We start from the raw sequence: 21,214 nt of genomic DNA on the forward strand, positions 1-21,214 counted from the left end.
TCCAGGCTCGCCGATCGTCGAGGAAGGAGGATCCACATGTGCGGGATCATCGGACTCCACCTCCGGGACCCCGACCTGCATCCGCAGCTCGGGCGCCTGCTGGAGGAGATGCTGGCGGGGGTCACCGAGCGCGGCCCGGACTCCGCCGGGATCGCGGTCTACGGCGACCGACGGCGGTGCCCGGAGGGGCATGCGGCCGTGTCGGTGCTGGGCGCGCCGGCGGGACTCGCCGACGCCGTGCGTGACCAGCTGGCTCGACGTCCGGCAGTCGCCTCCGAGGTCGCCGGGGAGACGACCGTGCTGACGGCGCAGGTCGCCCCCGAGGAGCTCGCCACCGCGGTCGCCGCCGCCGCACCCGAGGCGCTGGTGGTCGGCTCCGGGACCGACCTGGTCGTCTACAAGGGCGTCGGGAACCCGAACGATCTCGCCGAGACCTACCACCTCCGTGACACCCACGGCTGGCAGGGCCTGGCGCACACCCGCATGGCCACCGAGTCGGCGATCACCCCGGAAGGGTGCCACCCGTTCTCGGTCGGCCGTGACCAGTGCCTGGTCCACAACGGCTCGTTCTCCAACCACGCGTCGATCCGGCGGGAGCTGCGCCGGCAGGGTGTCGTGTTCGACTCGGAGAACGACACCGAGGTCGCCGCCCGCTACGTCGCCTCGTCCCTCGCCGCCGGCGACGACCTGGAGAAGGCCCTCCGGCGCCTCGGCGAGACCTTCGACGGCTTCTACACGCTGCTGGTGACCACCGCCGACGGGTTCGCCGTGGTCCGCGACGAGATCGCGTGCAAGCCCGCGGTGATCGCCGAGCACCCTCGCTGGGTCGCGATGGCGTCGGAGTTCCGGGCCCTCACCGGACTGCCGGGCATCGACGAGGCCCGCATCTTCGAACCCGAGCCCGGGAAGGTGTACGCATGGCAGCGCTGAGCACGCCGAACGACGGCAGCACCAGGACGATCGACCTGGCCGGGGTCGGCGTCCGGGAACTCAACTCCGAGCTGCACGAGCCCGGTGCCACCCGCTACGTGGTGGACAACCCGCGGGGCGCGCACTCCATCGCGGTGGGCGTGAACGACGAGATCGAGGTGCACGTCCGGGGCGACGCCGGTTACTTCTGCGCCGGGATGAACCAGGGCGGCACGGTCCTGGTCGACGGTTCGGTCGGTCCCGGCGTCGCCGAGAACATGATGTCCGGGACCGTCCGGGTGTGCGGCGACGCCTCCCAGTCGGCCGGCGCGACCGCGCACGGCGGACTGCTGACCATCGAGGGCAACGCGTCGATGCGGTGCGGGATCTCGATGAAGGGCGTGGACATCGTCGTCGGCGGCAGCATCGGTCCGATGAGCGCGTTCATGGCGCAGGCCGGCCGGCTCGTGGTCTGCGGTGACGCCGGGGACGGGTTGGGCGACTCGATCTACGAAGCCCGCATCTACGTCGCAGGGAAGGTCGGCACCCTCGGTGCGGACTGCGTGGAGAAACCGATGCGCTCCGAGCACCGGGCCGAGCTCATCGATCTCCTCACCGCGGCCGGGATGGGCGAGAAGGCCTCGGACCCGGTGGTGCTGGACGGGTTCCGGCGCTTCGGTTCGGCCCGGTCCCTGTACCACTTCACCAGCGAGCAGTCGGGGAGCTACTGATGACCGATCCCGCACAGCGAGGACTGCGCGAGTCGGCGACGTTCGACCGCGCCACGATCGCCGCGATCCAGCACGCCGCGCAGACCGGCGTGTACGACATCCGCGGCTGGGGCGCCAAGCGCGCCGTGCCGCACTTCGACGACCTGCTGTTCCTGGGGGCGTCGATGTCCCGGTACCCGCTCGAGGGCTACCGGGAGCGCTGCGACACCGACGTCGTGCTCGGTGACCGGCACGCGCGCACCCCGCTGCACCTGGACACGCCCGTGACCATCGCCGGGATGAGCTTCGGGGCGCTCTCCGCGCAGGCCAAGGAGGCGCTGGGACGCGGGGCGAGCGAGGTCGGCACGTCGACCACGACCGGTGACGGCGGGATGACCGACGAGGAGCGCGGCCACTCCAAGACGCTGGTCTACCAGCTGCTGCCCAGCCGGTACGGGATGAACCCGGACCACCTGCGGGCCGCCGACGCGATCGAGGTCGTGCTCGGTCAGGGCGCCAAGCCCGGCGGCGGCGGGATGCTGCTCGGGCAGAAGATCTCCGAGCGGGTCGCGGAGATGCGGACCCTCCCGGCCGGGATCGACCAGCGCAGCGCGTGCCGGCACCCGGACTGGACCGGTCCGGACGACCTGGCCATCAAGATCCACGAACTGCGGGAGATCACCGACTGGGAGAAGCCGGTCTACGTCAAGGTCGGCGCCACGCGGACCTACTACGACGTCAAGCTCGCGGTCGCGGCCGGGGCCGACGTCGTCGTCGTCGACGGGATGCAGGGCGGGACGGCCGCCACCCAGGAGGTGTTCATCGAGCACGTGGGCATCCCGATCCTGGCCGCGCTCCCGCAGGCCGTGCAGGCGCTGCAGGAGCTGGGGCTGCATCGCAAGGTGCAGCTCATCGTGTCCGGTGGGATCCGTACGGGTGCCGACGTGGCCAAGGCGATGGCGCTGGGCGCGGACGCGGTCGCGATCGGGACCGGCGCCCTGATCGCGCTCGGGGACAACGACCCGCGGCTGGCCGCCGAGTACGAGGCGATCGGGTCGGCCGCGGGCTACTACGACGACTTCCAGGACGGTCGCGACCCGGCCGGCATCTCCACCCAGGATCCGGAGCTCGCGGCCCGGCTCGACCCGGTCGAGGGCGGCCGGCGGATCGCGAACTACCTGCGCGTGCTGACCCTCGAGGCGCAGACGCTGGCCCGGGCCTGCGGCAAGGCCCACCTCCAGCACCTCGAGCCGGAGGATCTCGTGGCGCTCACGCTGGAGTCCGCGGCGATGGCGCGGGTTCCGCTGGCCGGGACGACCTGGGTTCCCGGTTCCGGCTGACCGGCACACCCGAGTGCGGCCGTGGCCCCGGCCACGGCCGCACACCGGCGCGCCCGATCCGGGCGGGACTAGGCTGCTCATGTGGGGCCAGACATGACTCGTGATCAGCCCGAGCGCGGCGAGGACGCCCCCAGGGAGGGGCCGGCCGCGCGCGAGGTGGCCGTACCGGCGCCGCGCGAGGGCTGGCTGGAACGTGCGATCGCCACCCGGGTGCGGGAGCTCCGCCGCCGCGAGGGCCTGACGGTCGCCGAGATGGCCGCCCGGGTCGGCGTCTCGAAGGCGACGCTGTCCAAGATCGAGAATGCGCACATCTCGTGCAGCCTGACCGTGCTGGCGCGGCTGGCCGCCGCGCTCGACGTCCCGGTCACCTCGTTCTTCCGGGGCGCGGACACCCCGCGCGAGGCCGTCCACACCCCGGCCGGGGCGGGTGCGCGCATCGTGGCGCGCGGGACGCGCGTCGGGCACGACTACAACATCCTCGGCGGGCTGCGCGGCCCGCACCAGCGGATGGAGGCGCACCTCGTCACGCTCTCCGAGCGCAGCGAGGTGTTCCCGCTGTTCCAGCACCCCGGCACCGAGCTCATCTACATGCTCGAGGGGTCGATGGTGTACGGCCACGGGGACGCCAGCTACACGCTGCACCCCGGCGACGCCCTCCAGCTCGACGGGGAGGGCGTGCACGGCCCGCAGGAGCTGCTGTCGCTGCCGATCCGGTTCCTGTCGGTGGTCGCCCACGAGAACGCGCGGGACAGCGGCCACGACAACGGGCACGCCTGACCGGGGTCACGTCACCTCTCGGGACGCCTCACCGGCCGGGACCGCCGTCCGGGCGCGGCGGGCGGCCCAGGTGTACGCGTCGAGCACGCTGATCGCGTAGATGAACAACCCGCCGGCGTACCGGCCGACCAGCGAGTGGTCCGGGGTGGTCAGCTGGTAGGTGATGGTGCCCAGCAACACCATGTAGAACACGAACACCAGGCCGCGTACCGGGAGCCGGGTCAGGACGTGCCCGACCCCCGGCAGGACGATCGCGGCCACCAGCACGACGAACGGATGGCGGAGCATCAGCAACGCTCCACCGTGGACGCCGCGTGGTCGCCCACTCCGGACAGGGCCGCCAGCGTGCCGGCGAGCTCGGAGCGGGCGACCCGGACCCGGTGGAAGACGGCCCGCCGCCCGACCCGGTACGCGTTCTGGTCGCACTCGGCGAGCAGCCGGACCGCCCGCACCCCCGCCGTACCCAGCGCGACCTCCTTGGTCGGCGCCTCCCGCAGGAATCCCAGCCCGGGGTCGAGCACGGACAGCGGCGGTGCGCGGTCCGGGTCCGGGGTCGCGACGCGCGCCGGCCGCGGGAACCCCTCCGGGGTGTCGAGCTCGTGCGCGAACCGGCCGTTCGGCGAGAAGAACTCCGAGCCGGACGGGCGGAGCAGCACGCTCAGCGACGCGCCGACCGGCAGCGGGCGATGCAACGTGACCTCCAACCACAACGCCGGCAGCTTGCGGACGGCCAGCGAGTCGACCACCGCGCGGATCGTGACCGGGTACCCGCCCGCCAGACCGGTGAGCGTGGGGTAGCCGACGCCGTCCCGGTGCAGGCGCGGCGCCTCCAGCAGGTCCCGGACGTCGTCGAACAGCCCGGACCGGTCGCGCGCCGCCGACCGCCGGGCGACCAGGTGCAGGTGGACGGCCACCGCGGCCAGCGCCGCGGTGGCCACGAGGATGAGGGTCCCGGTCATCTCAGTACCCCTGCGGCCGGGGGAGGTCGGCGGTGAACTGGGCACCGCGCCGGACGAACTTGTACCGGCGGGCGACGAACCAGATCGAGGCGAACAGGTAGAACGCCAGCATCGACAGCAGGGCGACGCCGTAGCCGAGGAAGGTCGCGAAGAACACGATGCCGGACAGGCAGAGCAGCGCGATCGCCGGGACCGGGTGCAGCGGCAGCGTGTAGGCCCGCTTGATCGACCCGATCGGCCACAGCCGCCGGAACCGGATGAAGTTCGGGCCCATGAAGCTGTACATCAACAGCCCGGACAGGATCGAGAACGTGATCACGGTCGAGAGCAGCGTCGGCTGGTCCAGCAGGACCGGCAGGACCGCGAACGCGATCGCGACCGGCACCAGGAACACGATCGCCCGGAACGGCGTGTGGTAGCGGGGATGGATCGCCCCGAACCACTCCGGCAGGTAGCGGTCGCGGCCCATCGAGAACCAGGCCCGGGAGGCGTCGTTGATGCATCCGTTCGCCGACGCCAGCGTCGCGCACAGCGTCCCGAGGAGCAGCAGCACGACCAGCACGTCACTGCCGCTGAGCCGGGCGGCGTCGAACAGCGGGGTGATCGCCGTCCCGAGGTAGTGCCACGGGAGCGTCCCGGCGCAGACGTACCAGGTCAGGGACGCCGCGATGATCAGGGTCATGATCCCGGCCATGCTCCCCAGCGGCACCGACCGCGGCGCGGACCTGCACTCCTCGGCGGCCTGCGCGGTGCCCTCGATCCCGAGGTAGAACCACATCCCGAACTGGAAGGCGGCGATCACGCCGAGCCAGCCGTACGGCAGGCCGTTGCTGATCTCGCCGGTGAGACCGGACAGGTTCAGCTCCCCCGACGGGTCCCACCCGCGCACCCCGAGGAACAGCAGCACCAGGGTGAGGAACGCGAACCCGGTGATCACGAAGTTGAGGGTGAGCGTGCCGAACACGCCCCGGTAGTTCAGGAACGCCAGTGCGAGGATCGCGAGCACCGCGAACGGATAGGGCGACAGCTCCTCGGTGCTGCCCATCAGGCCGGACAGGGTGGTGAGCAGGTAGCTCAGGACGTTGGCGTTCGCCGCCTCGAGCATGGTGTAGCACAGGGTGAGGTAGAGGCCCACGTTGAACGCCATGAGCGGGCCCACCGTGTGCTTCGCCTGGGCGTACTGGCCGCCCGCGGCCGGGATCGCCGACGTGATCTCCGAGTTGATCATGACGATGCAGGTGTAGAGCAGGCCGACCACCCACCCGGCGATGAGCGCGCCGTACATCCCGCCCTTCTCGACCGCGAAGTTCCAGCCCATGAACTCCCCGACCAGGACGATCCCCACGCCGAGCGCCCAGATGTGCAGTGGGGAGAGCACCTTGCTCAGTGCCGGACGGTGCTCCGGCGGGGCGGCGGTTCCTTCCGCGCTGCTCATCGGCCGGTCCCGTCGCCGCCGGGCGGCGTCGCCGCGGCCACCGCCCCGGTGTCGGCCGGCCCGCCCTCGAGCGGGTCCGGTGCGTTGACCAGTGTCGCCTCGTCGTACCGGCGGCCCACCCGGACGACGTCCAGCACGATCCATGCGGCGATGACCGCGCTGAGCAGCCACGCAATGGTCTCGATGATCGCGACCACACTCATGACGTCCCCTCCCCGGGTCCGAACTTCTCCTCGATCACCTCGCGGTACTCCCGGAACGAGACCCGGTAGACGAAACCCAGGTACACGGCCAGCAACACCGCGGTTCCGATCAGCGCCAGGACATCGATCTCGTACTTGTCGGCGGCGGGCTGGTTCGCCGCCACACCCGCCGCGATCGTCTCCCGGTCCGCGACGCCCGCATCGATCATCTTCTGGTACTGCTCCCGCTCCCCCGGCGTCAGCGCCAGCTCGGCGAGCTGCTGCGCGGATCCGGTGGCGGCGCCGGAATCCGGTTCCTCGGTGCTCAGATAGGTGGTCGCGAACAACGTCGCGAAGATCAGGACGAGGACGACGGCGGCGTCGAGGAGCTGGCCGCGCACCGACTGCTGGGGCGGCTCGTACGGCGCCGGCCGGACCGGCCGGCCGGTCACGCGGCGCTCCGACGCCGGGCTGCCTCGGCCCGCTGCAGGGCGAGGTTCTCGATGTCCGGCTGGTACACCTGGTACTTGGCCAGCCGGTAGCGGCGGATCAACGCGAACATCGACGCCGTGTTGAGTCCGCCGAGGGCGGCCATGGCGAGGACCAGGGCCACCGCGATCCCGGCACTGGGTGCCGCAGCCACCGCGGTGACGCAGACGAACACGAGGACCGCCCACATGACCACGGCGAACGCCACGGCCAACAGGCGGTCCCGCCGCACCAGGGTGTCGATACGTGATTCGAGATTCTTCACCGATGCCTCCGTTTCGCTCGTCGCCGGCGACCGGCTGACCGAGCCATGACGGAGCACCTGCGCTCGTCGGCACGGGCGTCGGACGCCGCGAGATCGCACCGGTGCCGGACGGGCACAGGGCGGGTCGATCACGGGCGATCGCGCTTTGGTTCTCGGTCCAGACCAAGAACCTTCGGAAGCATATGCGGCACCGGGGACGGTGTGTCAACCGTCACGCCAGGATTCGATCAGGTCGCGGTCCGGGCCTGCTCCGGCTCGTCCTCGCCGCCGAACACGATGAATCGCAGCTGCTCACGGGTGTGCTCGAGGTGCTCGCGCATGGCCTCGGCCGCCCGGTCGGCGGCGTGCACCCGGACCGCGTCGTAGATCCGTTCGTGGTCCTGCAGGGTCTCCTGGACCGGTTCGTCGAAGGGCAGCAGGTCGTGCGGACTGAACAGCTCGCCGCGCGAGGTCTGGATGGCGTCAGCGAGTCGCTCGCTGCGCGCCGCCCGGGCGAGGGCGAGATGGAACCGCGAGTCGGCCTGGCGGAACGCGGTCCGGTCGTTCACACCGTGCAGCGCGTCGATGGCCACCCGCAGCGCCGCCAGGTCGGACGCGGACCGGCGGCGGGCCGCGAGCACGGCGGTCTCGGTCTCCAGCGCGATACGGAAGTCCAGGATGTCGTCGATCTCGCCGACCTGGGCCCGCATCCGCGCCCGCCAGGCCTCGGCGGGGCGGCGGAGCTCGGTGACGTAGGTTCCGCCGGATGCGCCCCGGCGCACCTCGACGTAGCCGTCGGCACGGAGCTGCTTGATCGCCTCACGGAGGCTGATCCGGGCCACCCCGAGCTGCTCGGCCAGTTCCCGTTCCGCCGGCAGCCGCTCCCCGGGCGCCACCTCGCCGCGGTGGATGAGCTTGCGCAGGTGGTCGGCGACCGCCTGGGCGAGAGTCGTCGACGTCACCACTCGTTGCATGCCGCGGAGGGTACCCGGAACGGCCAGGGCCAGGCCCTCGCTCGGACGCCGGACGGCGCCGGCGCAGCGCGCAAGCCCGCGGTGACCGGCCAGGTGTGACGGGGTTGACATCCGGGCCCGTGGCGTGTTGCCTCTCAATGGTCCTAAGACAACACCTTGCAATCGACCGACCGACCGACCGCTCCGCGTGGAGCGCCGGCCGATGCGGATGCGGAACGTCGGACGGGAGCCACCGGCGCCCGACGGCGACCGCTCGCCCCGGGCCGGCGGGGTCGCGCGGACCGGGCCTCGACCGCCCGTGACGACGGGGCCGCGGAACCGAAGCGAGACAATGGAGTTGGCATGGGTGATCCGCGCGAAGAGTTGAGGGAACGGGCCACGGCGGACGGCATCGAGTTCTTCCTCGCGATGTTCGTCGACCTGCACGGCAAGCCGTGCGCCAAGGCGATCCCGTTCTCCGCCTTCGACATGCTGATGGACGGTGGCGCCGGGTTCGCCGGCTACGCCGCCGGCGACCTGGGCCAGTGCCCGTCCGATCCCGACATCTGCGCGGTGCCGGACCCGGCGTCGTACACGCCGCTGCCGTGGAAGCCGGGCGTTGCCGTCCTGCACTGCGACCCGCACGTCGACGGCTCGCCGTGGCCGTACTCGCCGCGGGTGATCCTCCGTCGGCAGCTCGAGGAGCTCGCCGAACAGCGCGGGTGGGTGTTCAAGACCGGGATCGAGCTCGAGTACTCGCTGCTGCGCCGGGGCGCAGACGGCCGGCTGGAGTTCGCCGACCCGCTGGACACCTCCACCAAGCCGTGTTACGAGGTCAAGGGGCTGACCCGCATGTGGGATCACCTCTCGACCGTGTCCCGGCATCTCAACACCCTCGGCTGGGGCAACTACGCGAACGACCACGAGGACGGCACCGGACAGTTCGAGAACAACTGGCACTACGCCGACGCGCTCACCACCGCCGACCGGGCGATCTTCTTCCGGTACATGGTGCACATGCTCGCCCATGACGCCGGCATGGTCGCGACGTTCATGCCCAAGCCGTTCAGCAACGTGACCGGCAACGGCCTGCACCTGCACCAGAGTGTGTGGACCCGGGCCGGCGAGCCGGTGTTCGCCGGCGACGACGACCCGCACGGGTTGTCCGGGACGGCCCGCCACTTCCTCGCCGGCCTGCTCGAGCACGGCCGGTCGATGGCCGGGCTGATCTGCCCGACGGTCAACTCCTACAAGCGGATCGGCGTCGGTGCGCCGACGTCCGGGTCGACCTGGGCGCCGGCCTACGTCGCCTACGGCGGGAACAACCGCACGGTGATGCTCCGGATCCCGGAGGGCGGTCGGATCGAGCACCGGGGCGTCGACGGCTCGGCGAACCCCTACCTGGCGTCGGCGGCGTTGCTGGCGGCCGGGCTGGACGGTGTCGACCGCGAGCTCGACCCGGGCCCGCCGGTCGACGACAACCTCTTCACCCTCGACACCGACCAGGTGCGCGAGCGCGGCATCCAGCACCTGCCCAAGACGCTCGACCGCGCGGTCGAGGAGCTCGTGCAGGACGACGTGCTGCGGACCGCACTGGGCAAGATCCCGGGCGGGGACTTCATCGACTACTTCGCGGCGGTCAAGCAGCAGGAGTTCGACGACTACCACGCCGCGGTCTCGGACTGGGAACTCCAGCGGTACCTCACCCAGGCGTAGCCACCCGCCACGACCCGTGAACCCGGCCGTGCCCCGCGGCTCGGACGATCAGCAGGAGGAACGACGTGGTCACCTCGACCAACGGCGCCCACGGACAGAACGGCAACGGTCACCGGCCGAGCCGGCTGCGGGACTACTCGGCGTGGACCCTGTTCCGCCGCGGACTCGACGGGTCGGACTGGCCTCGGGCGTGGCACGACCACGACCTGCGGTCCAGCTACGACGCCGTCATCATCGGCGGCGGGGTGCACGGCCTGGCCACCGCCTACTACCTCGCCAAGAACCACGGCATCCGCAACGTCGCCGTGCTGGAGAAGTCCTACATCGGCGGCGGTGGATCCGGGCGCAACACCGCGATCCTGCGCTCGAACTACCTGACCCCCGAAGGTGTCCGGTTCTACGACCGCTCGGTCAAGCTCTACGAGCACCTCGCCGCGGACCTGAACTTCAACGTGATGTTCTCGCAGCGGGGCCATCTCACCCTGGCGCACAACGACTCGTCGCTGCGGACGATGCACTGGCGCACGGAGGTGAACAAGCTCCAGGGCGTCGACTCGGAGGTCATCGGCCCGGACAAGATCAAGGAGCTGGTGCCCTACCTGGACACCTCGGAGCGCACGCGCTACCCGATCCTCGGTGCGCTCTACCACCCGCCGGGCGGGATCATCCGACACGACGCCGTGGTGTGGGGATACGCCCGCGGCGCCGACGCCCACGGGGTGCACATCCACCAGAAGACCGAGGTCACCGGGATCGACGTCGAACACGGCCGGGTCACCGGGGTGCAGACCACCCGCGGGCGGATCGCCACCCCCATCGTGCTCAACGCGACCGCGGGCTGGTCGACGCTGATCTCCAACATGGCCGGCGTCAAGATGCCGGTGCAGACCTTCCCCCTGCAGGCGGCGGTGACCGAACCGGTCAAGCCGTTCCTGGACACGGTCGTCGTGTCCGGCACGTTGCACGTCTACGTCAGCCAGAGCGACCGGGGCGAGCTGGTTTTCGGTGCGAGCGTCGACCCGTTCGCGTCGTACTCGATCCGCGGTTCGCTGGAGTTCACCGAGGGGATCGCCGGGCACGTTCTCGAGCTGATGCCCCCGCTGTCCAAGATGCGGTTGCTGCGCCAGTGGGCCGGCCTGTGCGACATGACCCCTGACTACTCGCCGATCATGGGACCGACCGATGTGGAGGGTTTCTACGTCGACGTCGGCTGGGGCACGTACGGGTTCAAGGCGGGGCCGGTCGCCGGCGAGGCCATGGCCGCCTGCATCGCCGACCGGCGTCCACCGGAGATCATCTCGGCGTTCGGCCTCGACCGGTTCCTCGCCGGACGGCTCGTCGGGGAGAAGGGCGCGGCCGCCGTGGGCCACTGAGGCCGGGCGGCCGACGGCCGAAGCACCAGCACTGAGGCCGGGCGGCCGACGGCCGAAGCATCAGCACTGAGGCCGGGCGGCCGACGGCCGAAGCATCGGCACCGAGCTACCCCGCCACCGCTGAAACCATCCGTACTCCTCCTCCAGAGAGTGACCGACAGACATGATGTTGCTGCCCTGCCCGTGGTGCGGACCGCGCAGCGCCGGCGAGTTCCGCTTCACCGGTGAGTCCGGTCCCCGCCCCGATCCCACCACGACCACGACCGACGAGTGGCGGAGCTACCTCTACCTGCAGGACAACCCGTGCGGGTGGTCCCGCGAGGGCTGGTACCACGGTGCCGGCTGCCGACGGTTCTTCACCGTCGAACGGAACACGCTCAGCAACGAGGTCCGCGCGACGGGAGGCCCACGATGACGGTGAACCCGACCACCCGGTCCCGGGGCACGGCGACCACGGCGCCGACTCCGATGCGGATCGGCGCGCACGACGGGCAGGTGATCGACCGCAGTCGATCGGTGCGGTTCCGGTGGAACGGCAAACCGTACTCGGCGCACCCCGGCGACACGATCGTCTCGGCGCTCGCCGCGGCCGGGGAGCGGATCTTCTCCCGGAGCTACAAGTACCACCGTCCCCGCGGCCTGCTCACCGCCGACTACCTCGACCCGGGCTGCATGGTCCAGGTCGGCGACGAGCCCAACGTGCGCGGTGCGCACCGGCTGGTCACCGAGGGGATGGACGTCCGCTCGCAGAACACCTGGCCGTCGCTCAAGTTCGACGTCAAGGCCGTCAACGGGCTGGCGGGCCGGTTCCTGGCCACCGGGTTCTACTACAAGACCTTCATCAAGCCGGAACGGCTCTGGCCCACCTACGAGAAGGTGCTGCGCCAGTTCGTGCACGCCGGCGAGGTCCCGCCGGACACCGAGCACGGCTACTTCGACAAGCGCTACGCCCACCCGGACGTCGTCGTCGCCGGCGGTGGTCCGGCCGGTATGGCCGCCGCCGTGGCCGCCGCCCGCGCCGGCGCCCGGGTGCTGCTGGTCGACGAGCAGCACGAGCTCGGCGGCCACCTGCGCTGGGGTGGGCCCGCCGACCAGGCGGTCCTGCGCGAGCTGCGGGCCCAGGTCGCCGCGGAGCCCGGGATCGAGGTGCTCACCGACTCGGTGGCGCTGGCCCGCTACGACGACAACTGGGTCCCGATCGTGCAGCGCAACGTCCCCGGGGTGCACGAACGCCTGATCAAGGCCCGGGCGAAGACGCTCGTGGCGGCGCCCGGGCTGATCGAGCGGCCGTACGTGTTCGCGGGCAACGACCTGCCCGGGGTGATGCTCTCCGGCGCGGCCCGGCGCCTGGTCAACCTGTACGGCGTGCGGCCCGGGCAGCGGGCCGTGGTCCTCACCGCGAACGAGCAGGGTGATGCGGCAGCCGAGGACCTCGCCCGTGCCGGGGTCGAGGTCGCCGCGGTGGTCGACGCCCGCCGCGGTGAACGCGTCGCCCGGGCGCACGGCCGCTCCGGGCTCCAGGTCGTCGAGCTGGCCGACGGCCGGCGGATCGAGTCCGACCTGCTCGTGACCGCGGTCGGGTGGACGGCCCCGACGTCGCTGCTCAACCAGTCCGGTGACAACCCGGTCTACGACCCCGGGGCGGCACGCTTCCTCCCCGACCCGGCCCGGCTCCCGGACTCCGTGCTGCCGACCGGTGGCATCGTCGGAGACGGTCCGGCCGGGGCGCTGGTCGAGCACGCCACCGCGGTCGGCCGCGAGGCCGCCCGCCGGGCCGCCCGCATCGCCCGGACCCGGTCGGAGGTCCCGACCGCGCCGTCCCCCGCCCCGGAGGCCGCTGCCGGTCCGGTGCCGATCCCCGACCTGCCGCCCGCCCGGCACCCGGAGCTGTTCTCCGCCGGAACCGGTGGGTTCGTGGACTTCTCCGAGGACGTCTCGGCGAAGGACCTGCACACCGCCGTCCGCGAGGGGTACGACTCGGTCGAGCTGGCCAAGCGCTACACGACGGTGACCATGGGCCCGGCCCAGGGCAAGCTGGAGACCGTCAACACGGTCGCCATCCTGGCGGAGGCCACCGGCCGGACGATCGCCGAGACCGGCACGACGACCTGGCGGCCGATGTACGCGCCGGTCACGCTCGGGGCGCTGGCCGGCCGTCCGATGGAGCCGGTGCGGTACTCCCCGATGCAGAGCTGGCACGAGGACCGTGGCGCCACGCCGCTGGTGGCCGGGCAGTGGATCCGCCCGGAGCACTACGGCGACCCGGCCGCCGAGGTGCGGACCGTGCGGTCGGCGGTCGGGATCATCGACGTGACACCGATCGGCAAGCTGGACCTCCGCGGGCCGGATGTGCCGAAGCTGCTCAACCTGCTCTACACGAACAAGTGGTCCAAGCTCGACATCGGGAAGGTCCGCTACGGCGTGATGTGCGCCGAGGACGGCGTCGTCATGGACGACGGCGTGACCGGCCGGCTGGGCCCGGACCACTACCTGATGTCCACGACCTCCTCCGGCGCGGCCACTGTCTGGGAGTGGGTCGAGAGCTGGCTGCAGACCGAACACCCGGACTGGCAGGTCCACGTCACCCCGGTCACCACCGCCTACGCGAGCATGAACATCGCCGGGCCGAAGTCGCGCGACCTGCTGGCGCGGCTCACCGACGTCGACCTCTCGCCGGAGGCGTTCGGCTACATGCAGGTCCGCACCGGCACCGTGGCCGGCGTCCCGAACTGCGTGCTGTGGCGGATCGGGTTCACCGGCGAGCTCTCCTACGAGGTCCACGTCCCGGCCGCCTACGGCCTGCACGTGTGGGAGCAGCTCATGGAGACCGGGGCCGACCTCGGCGTCGCCCCGTTCGGGGTGGAGGCCCAGCGCATCCTGCGCCTGGAGAAGGGCCACTTCATCGTCGGCCAGGACACCGACGGTCTCACCCAGGGCTTCACCGCGGGCATCGACGGCCTGATCAAGCTGGACAAGGACGACTTCGTCGGCAAGCCCGAACTCGCCGAGCAGGCCCGGCGGGGCGGCTACCCCCGGCTGGTCGGGCTGCAGCCCGTGGACGGTTCGATCGTCCCGGCCGAGGCCAGCCAGATCATCCGGTCCGACGGCCGGATCGCCGGCCGGATCACGTCCAGCCGGATGTCACCGACCCTCGGCCGCTCCATCTGCCTCGGCCAGGTCGACCCCGACCTCGCCGCGCCCGGCACCACGGTGACCGTGCGCATGCTCGACGGCAGCGACATCACGGCCACGGTCACCGCACACACCCACGTCGACCCCGAGGGGAAGCGTCAGCGTGTCTGAGCAGAACTCCACCGGCGGCACGACCGTCGTCGCCCGCAGCCCGATCGCCCCGCCGGACCCGCACCTCCGCGACGGCTGGGAGGTCAGCGCCCGGGTCAGTACCGCCGCCCTGACCCTGAGCGACGAGACGCCGCTGGCCAAGGTGACCGTGCGGGCACCGTTCGGCGGCGCCACCGACACCGCGCTCGGCACCGGCTTCGGCCGCACCGCCCGGATCGACACCCCCACGGGCACCGTCCTCGTCGTCGGGTCCGGCCCCGGGGAGTGGCTCGTGCTGGGCGCCCCCGGCACCGGGGACGCCCTGCGCGACCACCTCGAGGAGACCCTCGCGAGCTCCGGGGAGTTCGTCACCGTCCTCGACCTCACCCACGGCCGGGCGCTCGTCCGGATCCGTGGCCGGTCGGCTGCCGCGATGCTCGCCAAGGTGTGCGGGATCGACCTGAGCGAGCAGGTGACCCCGGACGGGGCCGCGCTGCGTACCTCGGTCGCCAAGGTGGTCACCGACGTCGTTCGTGACGACCGGGGCGGCGAGGTCTCCTACCTGCTGCACTGCGAGCGTTCCTCCGGCCGCTACCTGTGCGAGGCCCTGCTCGACGCCGGGGCCGAGTTCGGCATCGAGGTCACCGGGTTCGACGCCATGACCGTCCGGCAGGAGGTGGCCCGATGAGCGAGGGCACTCCGGTGCGCCCGGCCTCCTGGGACCAGGACGACTCGTCCAGGGACCACTGCCGGCTGCTGATGTCCTGCCAGGACGGCCCGGGCATCGTCGCGGCAGTGACCGCGTTCCTCCACGGACGGGGCGCGAACATCGTCCAGTCGGACCAGAACACGTCCGATCCGCTGGGCGGGCGGTTCTTCCAGCGGATCGTGTTCCGGATCGACGGGCTGGCGGAGCGGCTCCCGGTGCTGCGGCGGGAGTTCGCGGGCGAGGTCGCCGGGCGGTTCGACATGGCGTTCGAGATGCGCTCCGCCGAGGTGCCCAAGCGGGTCGCCCTGTTCGTGTCCAAGTTCGACCACTGCCTGCTCGACCTGCTCTGGCGGTGGCGGCGCGGCGAGCTTCCCGTCGACATCGTCCAGGTGGTGTCCAACCACCCGGACCTGGAGAAGGACGTGGCCGGGTTCGACGTGCCGTTCGCGCACATCCCCGTCACCAAGGCGACGAAGGCGGCCGCCGAGCAGCAGCAGCTCGAGCTTCTCGACGGCCGGGTCGACCTCGTCGTGCTGGCCCGGTACATGCAGGTGCTCAGCGGTGACATGCTGGAACGGCTCGGCGTGCCCGCGATCAACATCCACCACTCGTTCCTGCCGGCTTTCGCCGGGGCCGGCCCCTACGAGCGGGCGAAGGAACGGGGCGTCAAGCTCGTCGGGGCGACCGCCCACTACGTCACCGAGGACCTCGACGAGGGCCCGATCATCGAGCAGGACGTCGCCCGCGTCACGCACCGGGAGACGGTGCGGGAGATCAGGCGGCGCGGCGCGGACATCGAACGGCTCGTCCTGGCCCGTGCCGTCGCCTGGCACTGCGACGACCGCGTCCTGCTCGACGGCAACTCGACGATCGTGTTCTAGGAGCGAATCCCCGATGACCGCTGACATCATCGACGGCAAGGCGGCCGCCGCCGAGGTCCGCGCCGAGGTCGAGCGGGGCGTCGCCGCGCTCGACACCCCACCCGGCCTGGCCACGCTGCTCGTCGGCGACGACCCCGCATCCGCCATCTACGTGGCCAGCAAGCGCAAGCAATGCACCCGCCTGGGCATGCGCGACCTGCACCAACACCTACCCGCCGACATCGGCCAGGACGAGCTGACCACCGTGATCGACGACCTGGCCACCGACCCCACCGTCACCGGCATCCTGCTCCAACTACCCCTACCCCGCCACCTCGACCCCGCCCCACTGATCGCCCGCATCCCCCCGACCAAGGACGTCGACGGGCTCACCGAACTCAGCGCCGGCCGGCTCACCCTCGGCCGCCCCGGCCTGCGGCCCTGCACCCCGGCAGGAGTCATGCACCTGCTCGCCCGCGCCGGGGTCAAGCTCGAGGGCGCCGACGCCGTCGTCATCGGACGCTCGGCCCTGGTCGGCAAACCCCAGGCCCAGCTACTGCTGGCCGAAAACGCGACCGTGACCACCTGCCACTCACGCACCCGCGACCTCACCGAAATCACCCGCCGGGCCGACATCCTCGTCGCCGCCGCCGGGATCCCCCGCATGATCGGACCGGACGCGATCAAACCCGGCGCCATCGTCATCGACGTCGGCATGCACCGCCTCGAGACAGGCCTGTGCGGCGACGTCGACACCGACGCCGTCATCGACATCGCCGGCATGATCACCCCCGTACCCGGAGGCGTCGGGCCGATGACCATCGCGATGCTGCTGCAGAACACCCTGCGCGCCGCGGAGCTCGCCGCCGGCTCGTGAGGAGGCCTCGGCACGGGCCCGGTCGTGCCGGCCTACGCTTGTCCTGCGGCGTCCTCGAGCCGCCGGACGAGCTCGTCCGACAGGACCACCCGGTCCACCGTTGCGTAGTAGCGGCCGAAGTCGATCCCGTACCCGGTCCGCAGCCGGCCGAGATGCTCCTCGACCCGCTGCAGGTAGCCGGCGTCGAAGGCCGCCGGGTCGAGAGCGAGCAGGAACATCCCGAGCCGCGGGGGCCGGTCCCCGGACGCGAAGTCCGGCGAGTCCACGGAGAACAACCCGCCGGACAGGGCCGCCAGCAGCTCGATCGTGAGGGCGAGGTTGCTGCCCTTGACTCCCCCGAAGGGCAGCACGGGACCCTGCAGCGCGGCCCGGGCGTCCGTCGTGGGGTTGCCGTCGGCGTCGAGCGCCCAGTCGGCGGGGATCGGGCGGCCCTCCGCGGCGGCATCCCGGATCCGCACCCAGGCAACCGTGCTGGACGCCTGGTCGATCAATCGCACGGGGTTGCCGGGCAGCGCGAACGAGAACGGGTTCGTACCGGTCAGAGCGTCCCGCGCACCGAAAAGCGACATCAGAGCAGTGGAGTTCGCGCCGGCGAGGGCGATTAGCCCCTGCTCCGCGAGCGCGGCGGTGTAGTAGCCGAGCTCGCCGACCGGGTAGCTGTCGCTGATGCTGAGCACCGCGACCCCGCAGTCCCGGACGGCCTCGGTCAGCAGAGATCGCGCGGCCACGAACGCCACCTGGGCGACCCCGTCGTCCGCGGACACCGTGACGACCGCCCGGCGCCGGTTGTGGACGACGGGCTCCGGTGTGCCGTTGAGCCGACCGGCCCGCAACGCGTCCAGGTAGTCGACGAGATGGGCCACTCCGACAGGCGAGTTCCCGCGCCGCTCGGCGGCGAGCACCGCGTCGGTCAACGCCGTCGCCGTGCGCTCGTCGCCGCCGGCACCACGCACGGCCGCCAGGCACAACGACCTGAGCTGCTCGAAACCGAGCTCGATCACCTGAAGATCCTCCTGAGATGTCGGCGCCGGCCGGTTACCGGACCGGCGGCCGTTCGGACACGGCACGAGCACTCGCCGGACGTTGCCGGACGAGCCGGAACTCGAACGCGCTGGCGAGGTGGTACTCGATCGAGTACGAGACCGGGTGCTCCGCCGCGTCGTAGTCGACCTGCCGGATGACGCGGCACAGCTCGCTGGCGGCGACCCCGAAGACCGCCGCGTGGTCTCCGACGAACGCCGCTTCGAGGGTCGCAACGCCGAACGCGACGTCGACACCGCAGACCGTCGAGAGGAACTCGTAGAGCGACGGGCCGACGGTGATCGGCCGGTCGGGCAGCAGTGAGGCTGCGAAGTAGTCGTGCGAGACCGTGACCGGCGCGCCGTCCGCGGTGCGCACCCGCTTCAGGTGCACGACCGGGGCGCCGATCTCGATGCCCAGACGGTCCGCGACGTCCCGGTCCGCCCGTTCCTGACGCCAGGACAGCTCGGCGACCCCCGCGACGCAACCGCCAGAGGTGATCAGCTCGTCGGAACCGACGTTGTGATGCAGGCTGCGCACGAGCGGGCGGACCGAGTTGACGTAGGTGCCCGACCCGTGGCGCCTGCTGACCAGTCCCTCGCTCTGCAGTTGAGCCAGGGCAGCACGCACACTCACCCGGCTGACGCCGAGTTGCCGGGCCAACGCAGGCTCGGACGGCAGCCGCTCACCTGCCGACCAGGCGTCGTCCGACAACCACTGCCGGAGCACCCGGGCGGCCCGTGCGGCCGCACCGCCACACGGGCGCGCCCGCACGGTCCCCCGTGGGCGGTCCCGCCCGGCGGAACATGGCACCGGCATGTCCCACAGCATACATAGCTCAAGACAACTGAAGCGCCCGAAACCGGGGTATTGACACCTTCGTGCCGGTCACTCTACAGTCCTGCTCGCCAAGTTGTAGGACAACTTAGATCCGATGAGATCACTCGGACCACTTGGCGGAAGCCCCGGGCAACGTCGCAGAGGGAGGCACGGTGGACGGACGAGACCTGCTCCGCAGCCGGACGCACCGTGATCGGAGGGCGTCTCCACCATCCGGCCCCCACGGTCGCAGCGGTCGGACGACCGGCCGCTCCCGCTCCGGCGTCTCCTCGATCCACCCCAGCTGATTTCCGCAATCCGGAGAGTGACAACCCCGTGACACCGAACATCATCGTGATGCTGACCCACCACGACGTGACCGTGGCCGACGCGCGTGACCGCTTCCGCGCCTGCGCCGACCTCCCTGTCCAGTACTGGGGGTTCAAGGACGTCGGTCTCGAGCGCCGCGAGATGGAGCAGCTCGTCGCCGACTTCAGGGAGGCCGGCAAGACTCCTGTCCTGGAGGTCGTCCGCTTCGACGAGAAGGATCTGGCGGAGGCCGCGGCGCTGGCCGTCGACTGCGGTATCGAGTACTTCACCGGCGGCCGCTTCTCTCCCGCGGTCAGCGAGACCGCGCAGGCGGCGGGGATGCGCTACTTCCCGTTCTGCGGCCGGGTCGAGGGCTCGCCGATCGCGCTGACCGGGGCGCCGGCCGAGGTCGTCGAGGACGCCCGGCGGATCCGCGAGCTCGGCGCGGACGGCGTCGACCTCGTCGCGTTCCGCTACGCGGGTGCGGACCAGATCGGGCTCGCGAAACAGATCGTGCAGGAGCTCGGCGGCGAGAACGTCATCCTCGCCGGGAGTGTCAACTCGGTCGAGCGCATCGCACAGATGCACGAGATCGGCCCGTCGGGATACACGATGGGCGGCGCGCTGTTCGAGGGCGCCTTCCGTCCGGGTGGATCCTTCCGGGACAACCTCGAACACCTCATCAAGATCGATGCCGGAATCAGCGGAGGGAACCGATGACCTCGTACGTGCTGGGCGTGGACGTCGGCACCACAGCCATCAAGGCCGCCGTGTTCGACGACCTCGGAACGGAGATCTGCAGCCACACCGAGGAGTACTCCCTCCTCACCCCCAGGGCGGGCCACGTGGAGCTGGAACCGGGCACCTACACGACGACGTTCGCGCTCGCGGTGCGCCGGCTGCTGCAGGGCGGCGCCGTCCCCGTCGACGCGCTCTCGGCCCTCGGTCTCTCCGCGCAGGGCGAGACGCTGCTGTGCCTCGACGAGAACGACGAGCCGATCAGCCGGGCGATCGTCTGGATGGACAACCGGGCCACCGCGGAGTCCGACGACATCGAGGCGCACTTCGGACGTTCCACGATCCACTCGACGACCGGGCAGGTCGCGATGGACCCGATCTATCCGGCGGCCAAGATCCTCTGGCTGAAGCGCAACGAGCCGGACCTGTTCGCCCGCACGGCGAAGTTCGTGCTGCTCAAGGACTATCTCGTCCACCAGCTGACCGGTCGCCTCGTCAGCGAGGACTCGCTGCTGTGCTCGACGATCCTCTGGGACATCAACACCCGCGGCTACTGGCCGGAGATGCTCGAGTTCCTCGGCATCACCGAGGACCAGCTGCCCGAGATCGCAGCCCAGGGCGAGATCGTCGGGAAGGTCGGCCCGGCCGCGGAGGCCGAGCTCGGGCTGCCGGCCGGGCTGCCCGTGTCGGTGGGTGCCCTCGATCAGGCGTGCGGCGCCCTCGGCATCGGCAACGCCGTCCCCGGCATCTTCTCCGAGAGCACCGGCTCGGCGCTCGCGAGTGTGACCATCGTCGAGGAACTCTCGCTCGACCCCTCCGGTCGTGTGCCCTGCTTCGCCGCGGCGCTACCGGGCCAGTACATGCTGCACAACTTCTCCACCGGCGGCATGGTCATGCGCTGGTACCGCGACCAGTTCTGTGCCAGCGAGGCCGACATCGAGCGGCTCTGCGGCATCAACGCCTACTACCTCATCGACCAGGAGGTCGCCGAGGTCGAGCCGGGCTGCGAGGGCCTCGTGGTCGTGCCGCACCTGCAGGGCTCGGGGCCGCCCGACCTGGACCCGAACGCCCGCGGCGTGATCTTCGGGCTCACCCTCGCCCACGGCAAGCAGCATCTCGCCCGAGCCATCATGGAGGGCGTCGCGATGGTGCTGCGGCGAATGATCGACTCCACCGCGGGCCTCGGAGTGGAGGTCAAGGAGATCATCTCGCTCAGCGGTGGTTCGAAGAGCGACGCCTGGTGCCAGATCAAGGCCGATGCCACCCAGCTGCCGGTGCGCACCCTCAGCGGTGCCGGCAGTGCGGCGTGCCGGGGGGCGGCGCTGATCGCGGGCGTCGGTGCGGGCGTCTGGGAGTCCGCCGTGCCCGTCGCGCGGTCCGCCGTCGACTACGACCGCACGTTCGAGCCCCGGGCCGAGAACGCCGAGGCCTACGAGCAGCTGCTCACCCGGTTCACCACGCTGCAGGAGCTGCTGAAGCCGCTCCTGCGGCCGGCCGACAAGTAACCCCACCC

General features: G+C 71.4%; 22 protein-coding genes. 13 read left to right on the plus strand and 9 right to left on the minus strand.

Annotation, left to right across the window (positions count from 1 at the left end; all coding sequences use genetic code 11):
* The first annotated feature begins 36 nt into the window (after nucleotides 1-36).
* From H7X46_RS20130 to H7X46_RS20145, 4 genes are all read left to right on the plus strand, one after another.
* The gene (locus H7X46_RS20130; protein WP_186360876.1) at nucleotides 37-930 is read left to right on the plus strand and encodes a glutamine amidotransferase; all 894 of its coding nucleotides are present in this window, start codon (nucleotides 37-39) and stop codon (nucleotides 928-930) included.
* Complete coding sequence (locus H7X46_RS20135; RefSeq protein ID WP_186360877.1) at nucleotides 918-1,640, plus strand: glutamate synthase; 723 nt, start codon at nucleotides 918-920, stop codon at nucleotides 1,638-1,640. Before H7X46_RS20130 ends, H7X46_RS20135 begins: the two co-directional genes overlap by 13 nt.
* The gene (locus H7X46_RS20140; RefSeq protein ID WP_186360878.1) at nucleotides 1,640-2,959 is read left to right on the plus strand and encodes an FMN-binding glutamate synthase family protein; all 1,320 of its coding nucleotides are present in this window, start codon (nucleotides 1,640-1,642) and stop codon (nucleotides 2,957-2,959) included. The genes H7X46_RS20135 and H7X46_RS20140 overlap by 1 nt, the downstream gene beginning before the upstream one ends.
* Nucleotides 2,960-3,052: 93 nt before the next feature.
* Complete coding sequence (locus H7X46_RS20145) at nucleotides 3,053-3,736, plus strand: XRE family transcriptional regulator (protein ID WP_186360879.1); 684 nt, start codon at nucleotides 3,053-3,055, stop codon at nucleotides 3,734-3,736.
* 6 nt (nucleotides 3,737-3,742) lie between these two features.
* Here the strand turns inward: H7X46_RS20145 and H7X46_RS20150 are convergent, their stop codons facing one another.
* The 7 genes from H7X46_RS20150 to H7X46_RS20180 form a co-directional block, all read right to left on the minus strand.
* Nucleotides 3,743-4,024 (minus strand): hypothetical protein, encoded by a 282-nt coding sequence (locus H7X46_RS20150; protein ID WP_186360880.1) that lies wholly within the window; start codon nucleotides 4,022-4,024, stop codon nucleotides 3,743-3,745.
* On the minus strand, nucleotides 4,024-4,695 hold the full coding sequence (locus tag H7X46_RS20155; RefSeq protein ID WP_186360881.1) for a hypothetical protein: 672 nt from the start codon (nucleotides 4,693-4,695) through the stop codon (nucleotides 4,024-4,026). The genes H7X46_RS20150 and H7X46_RS20155 overlap by 1 nt, the downstream gene beginning before the upstream one ends.
* 1 nt (nucleotide 4,696) lies before the next feature.
* Nucleotides 4,697-6,130, minus strand: coding sequence for an APC family permease (locus H7X46_RS20160; RefSeq protein WP_186360882.1), 1,434 nt, complete (start codon nucleotides 6,128-6,130; stop codon nucleotides 4,697-4,699).
* Nucleotides 6,127-6,333 carry a hypothetical protein gene (locus tag H7X46_RS20165; protein ID WP_186360883.1) on the minus strand — a complete coding sequence of 69 codons (207 nt, stop codon included), beginning with the start codon at nucleotides 6,331-6,333 and terminating at the stop codon, nucleotides 6,127-6,129. The genes H7X46_RS20160 and H7X46_RS20165 overlap by 4 nt, the downstream gene beginning before the upstream one ends.
* Complete coding sequence (locus tag H7X46_RS20170; protein WP_186360884.1) at nucleotides 6,330-6,764, minus strand: hypothetical protein; 435 nt, start codon at nucleotides 6,762-6,764, stop codon at nucleotides 6,330-6,332. Before H7X46_RS20170 ends, H7X46_RS20165 begins: the two co-directional genes overlap by 4 nt.
* A complete protein-coding gene (locus tag H7X46_RS20175) occupies nucleotides 6,761-7,066 on the minus strand; it encodes a hypothetical protein (RefSeq protein ID WP_186360885.1) in 306 nt (101 codons plus the stop codon). The genes H7X46_RS20170 and H7X46_RS20175 overlap by 4 nt, the downstream gene beginning before the upstream one ends.
* 227 nt (nucleotides 7,067-7,293) lie before the next feature.
* The gene (locus H7X46_RS20180; protein WP_186360886.1) at nucleotides 7,294-8,019 is read right to left on the minus strand and encodes a FadR/GntR family transcriptional regulator; all 726 of its coding nucleotides are present in this window, start codon (nucleotides 8,017-8,019) and stop codon (nucleotides 7,294-7,296) included.
* A gap of 342 nt (nucleotides 8,020-8,361) precedes the next feature.
* Here H7X46_RS20180 and glnT point away from each other — a divergent pair, with 342 nt between their 5' ends.
* From glnT to folD, 7 genes are all read left to right on the plus strand, one after another.
* The gene (gene glnT, locus H7X46_RS20185) at nucleotides 8,362-9,714 is read left to right on the plus strand and encodes a type III glutamate--ammonia ligase (protein ID WP_186360887.1); all 1,353 of its coding nucleotides are present in this window, start codon (nucleotides 8,362-8,364) and stop codon (nucleotides 9,712-9,714) included.
* Nucleotides 9,715-9,779: 65 nt separating this feature from the next.
* Entirely contained in the window at nucleotides 9,780-11,087 is a 1,308-nt protein-coding gene (locus H7X46_RS20190) for an FAD-dependent oxidoreductase (protein WP_370588872.1), read from the plus strand.
* Nucleotides 11,088-11,250: 163 nt separating this feature from the next.
* Nucleotides 11,251-11,502 (plus strand): sarcosine oxidase subunit delta, encoded by a 252-nt coding sequence (locus H7X46_RS20195; protein ID WP_186360888.1) that lies wholly within the window; start codon nucleotides 11,251-11,253, stop codon nucleotides 11,500-11,502.
* Nucleotides 11,499-14,390, plus strand: a complete 2,892-nt coding sequence (locus H7X46_RS20200; RefSeq protein ID WP_255426179.1) for a 2Fe-2S iron-sulfur cluster-binding protein — start codon at nucleotides 11,499-11,501, stop codon at nucleotides 14,388-14,390. Before H7X46_RS20195 ends, H7X46_RS20200 begins: the two co-directional genes overlap by 4 nt.
* Complete coding sequence (locus H7X46_RS29930; protein WP_186360889.1) at nucleotides 14,383-15,057, plus strand: sarcosine oxidase subunit gamma family protein; 675 nt, start codon at nucleotides 14,383-14,385, stop codon at nucleotides 15,055-15,057. Before H7X46_RS20200 ends, H7X46_RS29930 begins: the two co-directional genes overlap by 8 nt.
* Nucleotides 15,054-15,959, plus strand: a complete 906-nt coding sequence (gene purU / locus H7X46_RS20210) for a formyltetrahydrofolate deformylase (protein WP_186360890.1) — start codon at nucleotides 15,054-15,056, stop codon at nucleotides 15,957-15,959. Before H7X46_RS29930 ends, purU begins: the two co-directional genes overlap by 4 nt.
* 13 nt (nucleotides 15,960-15,972) lie before the next feature.
* Nucleotides 15,973-16,815 carry a bifunctional methylenetetrahydrofolate dehydrogenase/methenyltetrahydrofolate cyclohydrolase FolD gene (folD, locus tag H7X46_RS20215; RefSeq protein WP_186360891.1) on the plus strand — a complete coding sequence of 281 codons (843 nt, stop codon included), beginning with the start codon at nucleotides 15,973-15,975 and terminating at the stop codon, nucleotides 16,813-16,815.
* A gap of 32 nt (nucleotides 16,816-16,847) precedes the next feature.
* Here the strand turns inward: folD and H7X46_RS20220 are convergent, their stop codons facing one another.
* The gene (locus H7X46_RS20220) at nucleotides 16,848-17,816 is read right to left on the minus strand and encodes an Ldh family oxidoreductase (RefSeq protein ID WP_186360892.1); all 969 of its coding nucleotides are present in this window, start codon (nucleotides 17,814-17,816) and stop codon (nucleotides 16,848-16,850) included.
* 34 nt (nucleotides 17,817-17,850) lie between these two features.
* Nucleotides 17,851-18,666: a GntR family transcriptional regulator gene (locus H7X46_RS20225; RefSeq protein ID WP_370588873.1), complete on the minus strand. Its 816-nt coding sequence runs from the start codon at nucleotides 18,664-18,666 to the stop codon at nucleotides 17,851-17,853.
* Nucleotides 18,667-18,990: 324 nt separating this feature from the next.
* On the opposite strand from H7X46_RS20225, the gene H7X46_RS20230 reads away from it, so the two are divergent.
* Both H7X46_RS20230 and H7X46_RS20235 read left to right on the plus strand, forming a co-directional pair.
* Nucleotides 18,991-19,683, plus strand: coding sequence for a hypothetical protein (locus H7X46_RS20230; RefSeq protein ID WP_186360894.1), 693 nt, complete (start codon nucleotides 18,991-18,993; stop codon nucleotides 19,681-19,683).
* A complete protein-coding gene (locus tag H7X46_RS20235) occupies nucleotides 19,680-21,206 on the plus strand; it encodes an FGGY-family carbohydrate kinase (protein ID WP_186360895.1) in 1,527 nt (508 codons plus the stop codon). Before H7X46_RS20230 ends, H7X46_RS20235 begins: the two co-directional genes overlap by 4 nt.
* The last annotated feature ends 8 nt before the right edge of the window (nucleotides 21,207-21,214 follow it).

The organism is Pseudonocardia sp. C8 (genome assembly GCF_014267175.1).
In the GTDB taxonomy this organism is placed as follows: Bacteria; Actinomycetota; Actinomycetes; order Mycobacteriales; family Pseudonocardiaceae; genus Pseudonocardia.

What these genes read in the sequence shown, in the direction of transcription:
- H7X46_RS20145 (WP_186360879.1), top strand. Translation starts at nt 3,053, where the DNA reads ATGACTCGTGATCAGCCCGAGCGCGGCGAGGACGCCCCCAGGGAGGGG.
- glnT (WP_186360887.1), top strand. Translation starts at nt 8,362, where the DNA reads ATGGGTGATCCGCGCGAAGAGTTGAGGGAACGGGCCACGGCGGACGGC.
- H7X46_RS20160 (WP_186360882.1), bottom strand. Translation starts at nt 6,130, where the DNA reads ATGAGCAGCGCGGAAGGAACCGCCGCCCCGCCGGAGCACCGTCCGGCA.
- H7X46_RS20130 (WP_186360876.1), top strand. Translation starts at nt 37, where the DNA reads ATGTGCGGGATCATCGGACTCCACCTCCGGGACCCCGACCTGCATCCG.
- H7X46_RS20155 (WP_186360881.1), bottom strand. Translation starts at nt 4,695, where the DNA reads ATGACCGGGACCCTCATCCTCGTGGCCACCGCGGCGCTGGCCGCGGTG.
- folD (WP_186360891.1), top strand. Translation starts at nt 15,973, where the DNA reads ATGACCGCTGACATCATCGACGGCAAGGCGGCCGCCGCCGAGGTCCGC.
- H7X46_RS20195 (WP_186360888.1), top strand. Translation starts at nt 11,251, where the DNA reads ATGATGTTGCTGCCCTGCCCGTGGTGCGGACCGCGCAGCGCCGGCGAG.
- H7X46_RS20135 (WP_186360877.1), top strand. Translation starts at nt 918, where the DNA reads ATGGCAGCGCTGAGCACGCCGAACGACGGCAGCACCAGGACGATCGAC.
- H7X46_RS20150 (WP_186360880.1), bottom strand. Translation starts at nt 4,024, where the DNA reads ATGCTCCGCCATCCGTTCGTCGTGCTGGTGGCCGCGATCGTCCTGCCG.
- H7X46_RS20165 (WP_186360883.1), bottom strand. Translation starts at nt 6,333, where the DNA reads ATGAGTGTGGTCGCGATCATCGAGACCATTGCGTGGCTGCTCAGCGCG.
- H7X46_RS20200 (WP_255426179.1), top strand. Translation starts at nt 11,499, where the DNA reads ATGACGGTGAACCCGACCACCCGGTCCCGGGGCACGGCGACCACGGCG.
- H7X46_RS20180 (WP_186360886.1), bottom strand. Translation starts at nt 8,019, where the DNA reads ATGCAACGAGTGGTGACGTCGACGACTCTCGCCCAGGCGGTCGCCGAC.
- H7X46_RS20235 (WP_186360895.1), top strand. Translation starts at nt 19,680, where the DNA reads ATGACCTCGTACGTGCTGGGCGTGGACGTCGGCACCACAGCCATCAAG.
- purU (WP_186360890.1), top strand. Translation starts at nt 15,054, where the DNA reads ATGAGCGAGGGCACTCCGGTGCGCCCGGCCTCCTGGGACCAGGACGAC.
- H7X46_RS20140 (WP_186360878.1), top strand. Translation starts at nt 1,640, where the DNA reads ATGACCGATCCCGCACAGCGAGGACTGCGCGAGTCGGCGACGTTCGAC.
- H7X46_RS20225 (WP_370588873.1), bottom strand. Translation starts at nt 18,666, where the DNA reads ATGCTGTGGGACATGCCGGTGCCATGTTCCGCCGGGCGGGACCGCCCA.